General features: G+C 68.2%; 11 protein-coding genes. 8 read left to right on the forward strand and 3 right to left on the reverse strand.

The annotated features are described in order from the left end of the window. Positions 1-41: 41 nt before the first annotated feature. On the reverse strand, positions 42-854 hold the full coding sequence (gene ispD, locus B7Z76_RS04530; RefSeq protein WP_291342420.1) for a 2-C-methyl-D-erythritol 4-phosphate cytidylyltransferase: 813 nt from the start codon (positions 852-854) through the stop codon (positions 42-44). A gap of 147 nt (positions 855-1001) precedes the next feature. Here ispD and lpxC point away from each other — a divergent pair, with 147 nt between their 5' ends. Next, a complete protein-coding gene (lpxC, locus tag B7Z76_RS04535) occupies positions 1002-1949 on the forward strand; it encodes a UDP-3-O-acyl-N-acetylglucosamine deacetylase (RefSeq protein ID WP_291342471.1) in 948 nt (315 codons plus the stop codon). Positions 1950-1999: 50 nt separating this feature from the next. Here lpxC and cydC read toward each other — a convergent pair whose 3' ends face one another. Both cydC and cydD read right to left on the reverse strand, forming a co-directional pair. Beyond that, on the reverse strand, positions 2000-3643 hold the full coding sequence (cydC, locus tag B7Z76_RS04540; protein WP_291342421.1) for a thiol reductant ABC exporter subunit CydC: 1644 nt from the start codon (positions 3641-3643) through the stop codon (positions 2000-2002). Further along, positions 3643-5325, reverse strand: coding sequence for a thiol reductant ABC exporter subunit CydD (cydD, locus tag B7Z76_RS04545; protein WP_174502521.1), 1683 nt, complete (start codon positions 5323-5325; stop codon positions 3643-3645). The genes cydC and cydD overlap by 1 nt, the downstream gene beginning before the upstream one ends. A 200-nt stretch (positions 5326-5525) precedes the next feature. Here cydD and panC point away from each other — a divergent pair, with 200 nt between their 5' ends. From panC to B7Z76_RS04580, 7 genes are all read left to right on the forward strand, one after another. Next, on the forward strand, positions 5526-6362 hold the full coding sequence (gene panC, locus B7Z76_RS04550; RefSeq protein ID WP_174502520.1) for a pantoate--beta-alanine ligase: 837 nt from the start codon (positions 5526-5528) through the stop codon (positions 6360-6362). 111 nt (positions 6363-6473) lie between these two features. Beyond that, the gene (locus tag B7Z76_RS04555; RefSeq protein WP_174502519.1) at positions 6474-7376 is read left to right on the forward strand and encodes an EAL domain-containing protein; all 903 of its coding nucleotides are present in this window, start codon (positions 6474-6476) and stop codon (positions 7374-7376) included. Positions 7377-7460: 84 nt separating this feature from the next. Further along, entirely contained in the window at positions 7461-7769 is a 309-nt protein-coding gene (locus B7Z76_RS04560) for a DUF3253 domain-containing protein (RefSeq protein WP_174502518.1), read from the forward strand. Further along, on the forward strand, positions 7769-8251 hold the full coding sequence (locus B7Z76_RS04565; RefSeq protein WP_291342424.1) for a DUF1499 domain-containing protein: 483 nt from the start codon (positions 7769-7771) through the stop codon (positions 8249-8251). The genes B7Z76_RS04560 and B7Z76_RS04565 overlap by 1 nt, the downstream gene beginning before the upstream one ends. Then, a complete protein-coding gene (locus B7Z76_RS04570; RefSeq protein ID WP_174502517.1) occupies positions 8248-10014 on the forward strand; it encodes an ABC transporter ATP-binding protein/permease in 1767 nt (588 codons plus the stop codon). Before B7Z76_RS04565 ends, B7Z76_RS04570 begins: the two co-directional genes overlap by 4 nt. A gap of 61 nt (positions 10015-10075) precedes the next feature. Beyond that, positions 10076-11002, forward strand: coding sequence for a glycerophosphodiester phosphodiesterase (locus B7Z76_RS04575; RefSeq protein WP_174502516.1), 927 nt, complete (start codon positions 10076-10078; stop codon positions 11000-11002). A gap of 27 nt (positions 11003-11029) precedes the next feature. After that, positions 11030-11653: a hypothetical protein gene (locus tag B7Z76_RS04580; protein ID WP_291342426.1), complete on the forward strand. Its 624-nt coding sequence runs from the start codon at positions 11030-11032 to the stop codon at positions 11651-11653. Positions 11654-11717: the final 64 nt, after the last annotated feature.

The following is an 11717-nucleotide window of genomic DNA, read 5'->3' on the forward strand; positions in this document are numbered from 1 at the left end:
TCTTTAACCGATCAGATGACTCCACCCGACCGGATGATGCTCTAACTGGCAACGGCCAGAAAACGACCTCGTTCGCGCAGCATGGCCTCGGCGCGCAGCAGGTCGGCCTCGGTGGTGATCTTGAAATTCTCCTCGCTGCCCGGAACCATCTCAACCGTGAGCCCTGCGAGTTCCGCGACCGCGCAATCGTCGGTGAAGTCCCGGCCCGGATGTGCCGCATGCGCTCGCCGGTGCGCGCCGAGGATCGCCTCGTAGCGGAAACCCTGCGGTGTCTGCGCCCGCCACAGATCCGCCCGGTCCACCGTTCCGGTCACCACGGCACCTCGGCATCGCTTCAGCGTATCGGTCACCGGTACGCCGACCACCGCCCCGGGCACGCGGGCCAGCGCGTCGAGTACCGCGCCGATCGTCGAGGTATCGACGAAGGGCCGCACCCCGTCATGGATCAGCACGGTCTCCGGGGCGAGGGCGGCGATCGATTCAAGCCCGTTGCGCACCGATTCCTGCCGCGAGGCGCCACCCGTCACCGGCTCCGCAAGCCCGAGCCCCCCCATGGCCTCGTCATACAGGCCGCGATCGGCGGGGTTGATCACCACCCGCACCGCCCGCACCGCCGCATGCCGGCGCAATGCCTCCGCCGTGCGGCGAAGGATCGGCACGCCGTCGAGCAGGCGATACTGTTTCGGAATGGGGCCGCCGAGGCGATGGCCACGGCCGGCGGCGACGATCAGTGCGACAGTCATGGGTTCCCCGGTCTCGCGCGGCGGCGCCGCGCTGCGGCCTTCCTGAAAGCAGAACCGGCCGGCAAAGGCAAACCGTGCCGCGCGAGGTTGTGAGCCGATTGTGTCAGCCACGCCATGAAAATAACAAAATCATAGGTTTATATCGAAATAATCAGAAATATTCATTGATTTCCCACCGCAGCCTCCCCGGGCTAGTTTGCACCGCAATAAGGTGCCTGTCGCAGGTGCCCGGGTTCAACACAAGGCTTTCTCCGCATGATGTCCACCGCCATTCCGTTCAGCCGACCCCTCATCGCCGGGCAGGACAGCCTCGTGAAGCGGCGCGGCCTCGGCGCGGCCATCGCCTGCCGTGGCGTCGGCCTGCATGGCGGGCAGGAGACGAATCTGCGCCTTGTCCCTGCCGAACCCGGTACCGGCATCCGCTTCCGCCGCACCGATCTCGACATCATCATCCCCGCCCGTCACGACCTCGTGGCGGATACGAGGCTCTGCACCGTCCTCGCCGATCCGCGCCGGCCCGAGGCGCGGATCGGCACGGTCGAACACATCATGGCGGCGCTCGCCGGCCTCGGCATCGATGATGCGCTGATCGAGGTCGATGGCCCGGAAATCCCGATCCTCGACGGTTCCGCTGCCGAATTCGTGTTCCTCATCCGCTGCGCCGGCATCGTTGAAACCGCGGCCCCGCGCGATATCATCGAGATCCGCCGCCCCGTCCGGGTGAGCGATGGCGCCGCCTCCGCCGAGCTGCGCCCCGCAGCTTCGGGTGAATACGGCTTCACCGCGGCCTTGCAGATCGACTTTCCCGCCGGCGCGATCGGCCGCCAGGCGCTGTCGCTCGAAATCACCCCGGACAGCTTCGCGAGTGAACTGTCCCGTGCGCGTACCTTTACCATGAAACAGGATATCGACCGTCTGCGCGAGGCCGGCCTTGCCTTGGGCGGCACCCTTGGCAATGCCGTGGTGGTCGATGGTGACAGCATCCTCAATCCCGAGGGGCTGCGCAGCCCGGACGAGTTTGTCCGCCACAAGCTGCTCGACGTGGTGGGCGATCTGGCGCTGGCTGGCGCCGCGCTTCGCGGTCGCTTTGTCGGTGCGCGGACCGGCCACCGGCTCAACAACCTGCTGCTGCGCAGCCTGTTCGCCGACGCCGCAAATTACCGCCGTGTTAGCACCGCCGCGCCGGATCTCGCCGCCGTCGCCTGAGCTGCCCAGCAGCTCAGCGGCGAGCCTGTCTTGTCGCCGCAATGCGGCGCTTATCTCGTCGCCGCCGTAAGCTTTCCGTTCTGCAGCCGGTAGATCCTGTCGAGCCTCTCCACACCGGTCAGCCGGTGGGTGATCATCAGCACCGTCCGCCCCTCCAGCGTGTTGTTCAGCGTCGCGAGGAAGGCGCGCTCGGTCTCGAGGTCGAGACCCGAGCACGGTTCGTCGAGAATCAGGATCGGCGCTGTGCTCAGCAGCACCCGCGCCAGTGCAAGGCGTCGCCCCTGGCCGCCGGAAAACTGCGAACCCTGTTCGCCGACCCAGGTGTCCAGCCCGTCCGGCAGCGTACGCACGACATCGGCGATCCGCGCCGCCTCCAGCGCTGCCCAGAGTGCCTCGTCATCGGCATCGTCGCGCCCGATCAGCAGGTTGTTGCGGATCGTGTCGGCAAACAGATGCGTCGCCTGCGACAGCCAGGCAATCCGCGCGCGCACATCGTCGGCCCGCAGCGTGTCGATATCCGTCCCACCGAGCCGGATCCGGCCCCGCTCGGGTGCCGCGAGCTTCAGCGCCAGTGCGGCGAGCGTCGACTTTCCCGCCCCTGACGGCCCGAGCACCGCCACCCGCGCTCCGGCGGGCACGTCGAGCGACAGATCCTCGAACACCGCCTGGCCTTCCGGCGTCCAGCGGAACCCGACATGCTCGAAGGCGAGGGCGTGGCCGGTCGGCATCGGCGCCGGGCGCTCGGGGTCGCGCACCGGCGGCGCGGCCTCGGCCGCCTCGAGAACCCGCGTCGCCGCCGCCGAGGCCCGACCCGCGATCACGCCCGCACGCGGCATCCCGCCAACCGCCTCGAACGCGGCAACGACAACGAACACCGCCACCACCACGGCCAGCGGATGCGCGCCATGGATCAGCAAAACCGCGAGCAGCGCGCCCTGGGTGGCGAGGAAGGCGAGGCCCTGCAATGCCGCCCCTCGCGCGGCGAGGTCGCGCTCGGCGCGGAACAGCCGGGATTCCTGCCACTGCATTCCGGCGAGCATCCGCCCCTCGGCTTCGTAAACCTTGATTTCCCGCAGCCCCGTCAGCGTGTCGAGCACGGCGACGCGCAAGGCGCCGCCGGCCTCGGTCTCGTCCGCCGCGGCCGCGCGCGCCGCGATCATCGCCCGCCACGGCATCACAAACGCGACGATGGCGAACAGCGCCAGCACAAGCACAGCGGCCGCCGTATCGTCCTGGCCGACCACGACCAGCAGTGCCGGCACCAGCATCACGGCGCCGAGCAGCGGGATCAGCAGGCGCAGCAGCACCCCGTCCAGCGCCTCGATATCGTTGACCAGCCGGGCCAGCACATCGCCCGAGCGCCGGAACCCAAGCCCGCCGGCGGCACTTCGCGCGAGCCCGCGATAGAACCACAGACGCAACGCGCCGAGCGCACGGAACGTCGCGTCATGCGTCGTCAGCCGCTCCAAGTAGCGCAGCACCACGCGCGCGACGCCGGTCACCTCCAGCGCCACCGGCACGGCAATCGCAAGGCCGATCGCCGAGGCCGCGATATAGTGTCCGGCGCCGGCCATCAGGGCTATGCCCGAGGCCAGCGAGGCCAGCGCCACCAGCGCACCGAAGGCGATCGCCGGTGCCTGCCGCCGCCAGATCAGGATCACCCGCAGCAGCGGTACGAGGACAGCCTCCCTCATTATGCCACCCCTTCGAGCCGAGCCGCCAGCGCGGCGCCGAGATCGAGCTTGCGGCCGCTGAATTCATGGGCGAAGGCGGAGTGGCTCGCAAGCACCACGGTCCGCCCGATCGCCAGCCGCCTGAGGCTGTCCACCACCTCGCGCTCGGTCGCCGGGTCGAGCTGTGCGGTCGGCTCGTCGAGCAGCAGCAGGCTGGCATTCTTGAGAAAGGCGCGGGCAATCGCGATCCGCTGCGCCTGGCCGCCCGACAGCCCATAGCCGCCATCGCCGATGCGTGTCGCCAGCCCCTCGGGCAGAAGGTCGGCGAACTCGCTCACCCGCGCGAGTCGCGCCGCTTCGAGCAGATCGGCCTCGCTCGCTTCCGGCCGTCCCATGCGGATATTCTCCTCGATCGTCCCGGCGAACAGCACCGGCCGCTGGCTGATTAGCGCCGTCATGCGGGCGAGGGCGGCCGGCACGATCGTTTCGATCGGCGCGCCATTCAGTGTGATCCGCCCCGATTGCGGCCTGATATAGCCGAGCAGCAGCTCGATGATGGTGGATTTTCCGGCCCCCGACGGCCCGACCAGCATCATCATCTCGCCGGCCGGCAACTGGAAGCTGAGATCCTGCAACACCGGGCCGCGCGCCTCGCTCCAGGCGAAGCTGACCTGCTCGAAGCCGATCGTGATGCCCCGCGTCGTTACCGTGCGCACGGCATCCGGCGCTACCGCCACCGTCTCCGGCGTGGGCAGGTCGACCAGGTCTTCCGCCGCGGTCTGCGCGGTCATCCGGTCCTGATACACCGCCGAGAACGCACGCAGCGGCGCAAAGAATTCCGGCACCAGCAACACGCAGAACAGCGCGGTCGGCGCCAGCGCCGCCTGGCCGGCGAGCAGCGGTCCGGCGAAGCGGATGGCGATCCCCACCAGCGCCGCCGCAGCCAGCAGGTCCAGCGCCGTGGCGTTGAGGAAGGCGATGCGCAGGATGCGCATGGTGCGGTGGCGCAACTCGTCGGCGGCGCGGCCGAGCGAGGCCGCCTCGGCTTCCGCGCGCCCGGCCAGCACGATGGTGGCGATCCCGCGCACGCGATCGAGAAAGCGGGTCTGCAACCGTGCCATCGCGGTGAACTGGCGCCGCGCCGCAACACCTGTGCCGATCCCGGTCATCGCCATGAATACCGGCACCAGAATGCCGGTCGCGGCGAGGATGAGCCCGCTGCGCCAGTCCGCGGTCGCGGCGGCGAGCGCCACCAGCGCCGGCCCAATCGCGGCGAGCCGGGCCGCCGGAATCCAGCGCCCGTGCAGCCCGTTCATCGCCTCGACGCGGTCGACCACGATGATTGACAGCTCCGCCGAATGCCGCCCGCGCAGTAGCCCCGGCCCGGCACTCATGAGCCGGCCCAGCGTGTCGCTGCGCAGCCGCCGGCGGGCGGCGATGCCGAGCCGGCTCGCCTCGTGTTCCTGGCCGACGATCAGCCCCGCCCGCAGCAGGGCGGCGGTGATGAAGCCGAGCCCGAGCAGCGCGGTGGGCAGACGCCCCGGGGCGATCGCCGCAGCGAGCAACCCGGCCGCACAGGCGATCTGCCCGATCGCGATGATGGTGGAGGCGATGCCGAGCCCGATGGCGAGCCGGGCGCGCCGTCCTCCAAGCCTGATTTCCTGACCGATCCACTGTTTCGCGGGAGACGATTGGCGTACCATGACCGCTACATATAGTTACTCTACCGATTTCCAAAGTCCGCATCTGCTCTCGCAGCACGCCGCTCGCGCATAGTTTATGGTTTCACGAATGTGTAACCGTCCCCGACGCCGGCGGAGCTGCCTTCCGCCGCCGGGCATGGACGCAGCGGCCGGATTCCCCCAAAACCCTCGCCACAAGCCGGTTTTCACGGAGACACATCATGCAGATCGTCCGTCATCTCCACGACCTGCGCGCCGCCCGCGCGGCGCTGGCAGGAGGCGGCCGCGCCCGGCTCGCGCTGGTGCCGACGATGGGCGCGCTGCACGAGGGCCATCTCTCGCTCGTGCGCGCCGCGCGCGCGGCCGGCCACGTCGTTGCCGCCTCGATCTTCGTCAACCCAACCCAGTTCGGCCCGAACGAGGATTTCACCCGCTACCCGCGCGACCCCGCGCGCGACTGCGCGCTCCTCGCCGAAGCCGGCTGCGCGCTCGCCTGGCTGCCCGAGGTGGCGACAATGTATCCGCCCGGCGATGCCACCATGATCGACGTCGCCGGGCTGTCCACCGTGCTGGAGGGTGCGGTCCGGCCCGGCCATTACCGGGGTGTTGCGACGGTGGTGGCCAAGCTGCTCGGGCAGGTCGGGCCGGACGCCGCCTATTTCGGCGAGAAGGACTGGCAGCAGGTGCAGGTCATCCGCCGCGTCGTGAACGACCTGTTCCTGCCGGTGGAGATCGTCGTCGGACCGACCCTGCGCGAGGCGGACGGTCTCGCAATGTCCTCGCGCAACCGCTATCTCGACGCCGCTGAGCGTGCCCGCGCGCCGCTGCTCCATCGTGTCCTGCTGCGCGCGCGCGACGAACTGCGCGCAGGCGCCCCGGTCGGCGCGACCCTTGCCGCGAGCCGGCAGACGCTTGCCGCCGGCGGCTTCGTCCTCGACTATCTCGAACTCGTCGACGAGGCGAGCCTCGTACCGCTCGCAACACTCGACTCCGGCGCTCGCCTGCTTGCCGCCGCCCGTCTCGGCACGACCCGCCTGCTCGACACGATCGGTGTCTGAAATGCGCGGAAAACTGCGTAAGATCGCATTTATTGTGTCACGTTAAGGTATATTTTACTCATCCTGCCTCATCATCACGCTGAATGGGACGCGTCGATGGAGTAGGGTCTTTTGAGTGTATCGCAGTCACCGGACTTTCGGCCGACACTTGCCACTGCGCCGGTTCGGTCGGGCGTTTCGGAGTCCGGTTCGGCTGAAACGGAGCGCCGCGAGCGCGCTTCGCTCCGCCGTCTCGAAGCTGGCGAGCAGCGCAAGCGGGCGGCCCGCCTCGCCGATGCCCTGAGGCAGGATAGTTTCGTCCGCCGTTACGTGCCGCGACTTTGCCTCGCCCCCGCCGCCGAGCGGTTCGTTGGCGCCGATCTCTGGCTCGGGCTGCCGAACCGCCGCCGCGGCCTGATGCCGGTCGCTCCGCTGCTGCGCGGGATCGACCGATCGATGCTGCGTCACGATATCTTGTCCTATACGCTGCGTGCCGTCGCCACCGAACTCGCCGCTGGGCCGCCGCGCTGGCATGTCGGCGTCCCGCTTCCCGGTGCCACCCTCGGAGATGGATACACCGCCAGCCTCGTGCGCCAGGCCTTCGAGCCGCTCGGCGTCGACCTCCAGCGGCTCGATATCCTGATCGACGAAGCCGATCTCGTGATCGGCGGCGAGCATCTGCAGCAGCAGATCGCCAGCCTGCGCGATGCTGGAATCGGTGTCATCCTCGAAGGCTTCGGCCATGATTTCGGCGGCCTGGCTCTGTTGTCGCGCCTGCCGTTCAGCGGGCTCAAATTCGACCGGCGGCTGGTCCGCGCCCTCGTGGCGGATCCGGCCGGGCCGGACGTCGTGCTGATCCGTGCCGCGATCGACATCGCCCGCCGGTTCGACGTAACCGTCCTGCTCGACGGAGTGGAAACCGAGACCGAATTGCAGAAAGCTCGTGAGCTTGGAGTAGCCGAGGTACAGGGCCCCTGGATCGGGCCCGCCATGGCAGCCGAGATGCTGCGCGCGCGGTTGCCGGCCGACAGCTGATCTGCCCTGCGCGCTTCGGACCGCGCGAAGTCCGCGCCACCCGGACGCTTGCCGGAACGCCCGATCCGCGCCAGACATGGTCGCATGACTCGTGCTCCGCATCCCGCCAGTCCCGACGAAGCCGGCCGTGCGATCCGCGGCGCCCTGGCCGCCTGCCGGCCCGGCGCCACGATCTGCCCGACCGATGCCGCCCGCCAGCTTGCCACCGCCCGTGGCGAAACCGCGCCCGAGGCCTGGCGCCATCACCTCCCCGCCATCCGCCGCACCGCGGTCGATCTTGCCCGCGAGGGCAGCATCGTGATCCTGCGCAAGGGCAAGGCGATCGCCCCCGATGCCGTGCGGGGCGTCATTCGCCTCGGCCTGCCCGCCCTTCCTTCCGGAGAGTCCGCCTGATGGCCGTTGGATTGTTGCCCCTGCTGCTCAGCCTCGTGTTCCCCGCGTGCGGCGCCGCCGGAGCCGCAGGCATCACCCCGCCGGGGCCGATCGATTTCGCGCATTTTGTCCTCCCGGCCTCGCCCAACAAGGCGCTGGCGGCCCCCGCCGGCTTCACCCCGAAACCCACTTTCGACACGCCGCGCTACGCCCTGCCGCCCGCAGCACTCTATGCGCTCGTCGCCCGGGTTGCGGCGGCCGAGCCGCGAACCTATCCGCTCGCGGCCGATCCTGCCCGGATGCAGCAATCCTGGGTCGCGCGCACGCCGGTCGCGAACTTCCCCGATGTGGTGACCGCCGCGATCCGCCCCGATCCGGCCGGCGGCAGCGACCTGATCCTCTATTCTCACTCGGTCTATGGCTATTCGGATTTCGGCGCCAACGCCGCCCGGCTGCGCCGCTGGCTCGACGCGATCTCCCGCGCAGCGGAGCCGCGTTCATGAGGTTCCTGCGCACGGTGATCGCCGCCCTGGCCGATGCCTGGCGCCTCGCCCGGCCTTATTTCGCCTCTAAGGAGCGTTGGCCGGCGCTGGCCCTGCTCGCCACCATCATCGCCCTCAACCTTGTCTCGGTCTATCTCAACGTCCTCTATTCCTACTGGTACAAGATTTTTTACAACGCGCTCCAGGCAAAGGACGCGGCCGGTTTCTGGCAGTCGATCTTCACCTACCGGATGATCAAGGGCTATCCGTGGTTTGTTCCCGGCTTCACCGAGATCGCCACGCTGAACATCCTTGTCGGCGTGTACGCCTTCTATCTCCAGCAGATGCTGGAAATCCGCTGGCGCCGCTGGATCACCGAGAATTTCGTGGCCGACTGGCTGACCAACCGCGCGCATTATCAGCTCAGCCTGAAGGCCGAGGCCGGCAGCCCGCTCGACAACCCGGACCAGCGCATCGCCGACGACCTGCGCAGCTTCGTCTCCAACAATCTCTCCCTCGGCATCAGCTTCATCTCCAACATCGTGAACCTGTTCAGCTTCATCTTCGTGCTGTGGTTCCTGGTGCCGCCGCTGCACCTGCTCGGCCTCGTCATCCCCGGCTACCTGGTCTGGATCGCGATCGTCTATTCGCTGATCGGTACCTACCTGACCCATGTGATCGGTTGGAAACTGATCCCGCTGAGCTTCCAGCAGCAGCAGGTCGATGCCGATTTCCGCTTCAACCTCATCCGTGTGCGCGAGAACACCGAGCAGATCGCGCTCTATGGTGGCGAGGCCGAGGAGGGGGTCGGCCTGAAGCAGCGCTTCCATGCGATCTACCTGAACTGGTGGAAGATCATGAAGCGCACCAAGGCGCTGAACTTCTTCACCATCGGCTTCAGCCAGGTCGCGATCATCTTCCCGATCCTGATCGCCGCTCCCGGCTATTTCTCCGGCCTTTTCACCCTTGGCCTGCTGCTGCAGATCAATAACATCTTCGGTAACGTGCAGGGCTCGTTCTCCTGGTTCGTCTCTGCCTATCCGCAGTTGGTCGGCTGGCGCGCCACCGTGCAGCGTCTCGACGGGTTCGAGCGCGCGGTGAAACAGGCGCACGCGCACCGGCCCGACCATGTCGCCATGGCTGCGGATTCGGCACTGCATGCCGAGGATCTCACCGTCTCGCTGCCCGACGGGCGGCATCTTTTCGACGGCGCCAGCCTCGCCATCGAGCGCGGCGAGCCGGTGGTGATCACCGGCCCCTCCGGCACCGGAAAATCCACGCTCTTTCGCGCCCTCGCCGGGATCTGGCCGTTCGGCCGCGGCCGCGTCGCCCGGCCGTCCGGCACGGCGATGTTCCTGCCCCAGAAACCCTATTTCCCACTCGGCTCGCTCAAGCGCGCGGTTGCCTATCCGCAGCAGGAATACGAGGTGGACGACGAAACCGTGCGCGCCGCACTCGCCGAGGTCGGGCTCGGCGGCCTTGGCCTGCGCCTCGAGCATGTCGACAACTGGGCGCTGCGCCTGTCGGGCGGCGAGCAACAGCGCCTCGCCCTCGCGCGCGTACTGGTCGCGCGGCCGGACTGGCTGTTCCTCGACGAGGCGCTCTCAGCGCTCGACGAGGAATCGGCCGCCAGCCTCTTTGCCCTGCTGCGTGCCCGCCTGCCGGCGATGCAGATCGTCTCGATCGCCCATCACGAAAGCCTGATCCGCCTGCATCCGCGGCGCTTGCGCGTCAGCCGGGGCGAAGGCGGCCATGCCCGCGTCGACGCTGCCGAGACCGCCTAGAGCATCATGCGATCAGATGACGCCATCTGATCGGATGATGCTCTAACCTGAAAGACCCGCCATGATCAGCACCGCCGGATCGCCACGTTCCATCGCCCTGTTCGGCCATCGCGGCGCCCGCGGCCTCCGGCCCGAGAACACGATCGAGGGGTTCGCCGCGATCGCCGCGCTCGGCCTGACCGGAGCCGAATTCGATGTCGGCCTGACCGCCGACGATGTCGCAGTGGTCCACCACGATGCGCGTCTCAACCCCGATATCGCGCGCGATCCGTCCGGCGCCTGGCTCGCACTCGAAGTCGCCCCGCTGCTCCGCGAACGCCGCTTCGCCGAGCTTGCCACCTTCGATGTCGGCCGGCTGCGCCCGGGAACGGCGTATGAAGCGCGTTATCCCGTGCAGGCGCCGGCGGATGGCGCGCGGATCCCCACGCTCGATGCCGTGATCGAGGCGCTGCCGGGACGCGACCTTCTGGTCGAGATCAAGACCTTCCCCGACCATCCCGACCTCACTGCCCCTCCCGCCCGCATGGCCGCCGCGATGATCGACGCGCTTCGCCGCCACGGCGCAATCGACCGCGCGCTGCTTTTCGCCTTCGACTGGCGTGTGCTGCGGGAAGCGGCCGCCATCGAGCCGGGCCTGCGCCGCTGCTGCCTCACCGCTCCGGATACGCTGGAGGCGGCATCCCTCTGGCTTGACGGCACCGACCTAGAAGCATTCGGCGGCCATCTCCCGCGCGCGGTTGCCGCCACGGGTGCTGTGTGCTGGGCGCCGTTTCATGGAACGCTCCAGCAGGACGAGGTCCGCGAGGCCCACGCGCTCGGCCTTCTCGTGTTGCCCTGGACCGTCAACACCGCCGATGCGTTTGACCGGATGATTGGCCTTGGCGTCGATGGCATGATCTCCGATCGCCCCGATCTTGCCCGCAATGCCATTCTGCGCGCCGGGTCGCAGGTCGCCGCACCCGGTTTCGTTGCCGCCGCACGAAGCTGAATCCCAGTAATTTGCCCGCCGCGCGGCGTGGAAGAGAAACCGCCGCAGCCCTGGCGCCTGCCAGCCCGCCTCATCAAGCAATATGTCCACGGGAGCGAACAATTCGTGCGGATGCGCGATGCTGCCGGCGGTGAACTCACGGAAATGCTTGGGTTTCAGCGCGTAAAGAACCCGGATGTCGCGCACTGGCAGGGCAATCGGCGTTTCTGGCGCTGCGTCGAACAGGCCGATCCGTTGCCATCGCTGTGTCGGATCCTGCGCGCAGACCGGCCGGCGCATCCACCCGGCGGGGCAGGAGACCAGCAGCGAATGCAGGCTTGGCGCATAGCGCGACCGCTTGTCGAGCAGGTTCTGCAAGCTGCCGCAAATCTCGATTGCGAACAGATCGACGAACCGGTCGGCGTTGCTGCCGCCAAACCACAGCCAGAGACCGTCCGGAAAGGTTCGCATCCGCGATGCGCCGGGAATTTTCAGGGCAGGGGCCTCGCTTTCCTGCACCGGCCCGGGCCGCGCCCGCAGCCAAACGCCGCGCTCGTCCGTATCTGCAGGTTCGAGCCCCGGCGGGGTCTGTGGCCATGCCCTGATCCGGTCGCGCAGGTAACTGTCCATGCTCTGAAACTGCGTCATTTTTCATCCAAATCATCATGTTAAGATACAAAATACTACCTAAGATAGTAATACTCATCATGTCTTAGGATTCAAGCCGAATCGTCAT

It is taken from the genome of Acidiphilium sp. 20-67-58 (assembly GCF_002255515.1).
In the GTDB taxonomy this organism is placed as follows: Bacteria; Pseudomonadota; Alphaproteobacteria; order Acetobacterales; family Acetobacteraceae; genus Acidiphilium.

What these genes read in the sequence shown, in the direction of transcription:
- lpxC (WP_291342471.1), top strand. Translation starts at nt 1,002, where the DNA reads ATGTCCACCGCCATTCCGTTCAGCCGACCCCTCATCGCCGGGCAGGAC.
- cydC (WP_291342421.1), bottom strand. Translation starts at nt 3,643, where the DNA reads ATGAGGGAGGCTGTCCTCGTACCGCTGCTGCGGGTGATCCTGATCTGG.
- cydD (WP_174502521.1), bottom strand. Translation starts at nt 5,325, where the DNA reads ATGGTACGCCAATCGTCTCCCGCGAAACAGTGGATCGGTCAGGAAATC.
- panC (WP_174502520.1), top strand. Translation starts at nt 5,526, where the DNA reads ATGCAGATCGTCCGTCATCTCCACGACCTGCGCGCCGCCCGCGCGGCG.
- B7Z76_RS04560 (WP_174502518.1), top strand. Translation starts at nt 7,461, where the DNA reads ATGACTCGTGCTCCGCATCCCGCCAGTCCCGACGAAGCCGGCCGTGCG.
- B7Z76_RS04565 (WP_291342424.1), top strand. Translation starts at nt 7,769, where the DNA reads ATGGCCGTTGGATTGTTGCCCCTGCTGCTCAGCCTCGTGTTCCCCGCG.
- B7Z76_RS04570 (WP_174502517.1), top strand. Translation starts at nt 8,248, where the DNA reads ATGAGGTTCCTGCGCACGGTGATCGCCGCCCTGGCCGATGCCTGGCGC.
- B7Z76_RS04575 (WP_174502516.1), top strand. Translation starts at nt 10,076, where the DNA reads ATGATCAGCACCGCCGGATCGCCACGTTCCATCGCCCTGTTCGGCCAT.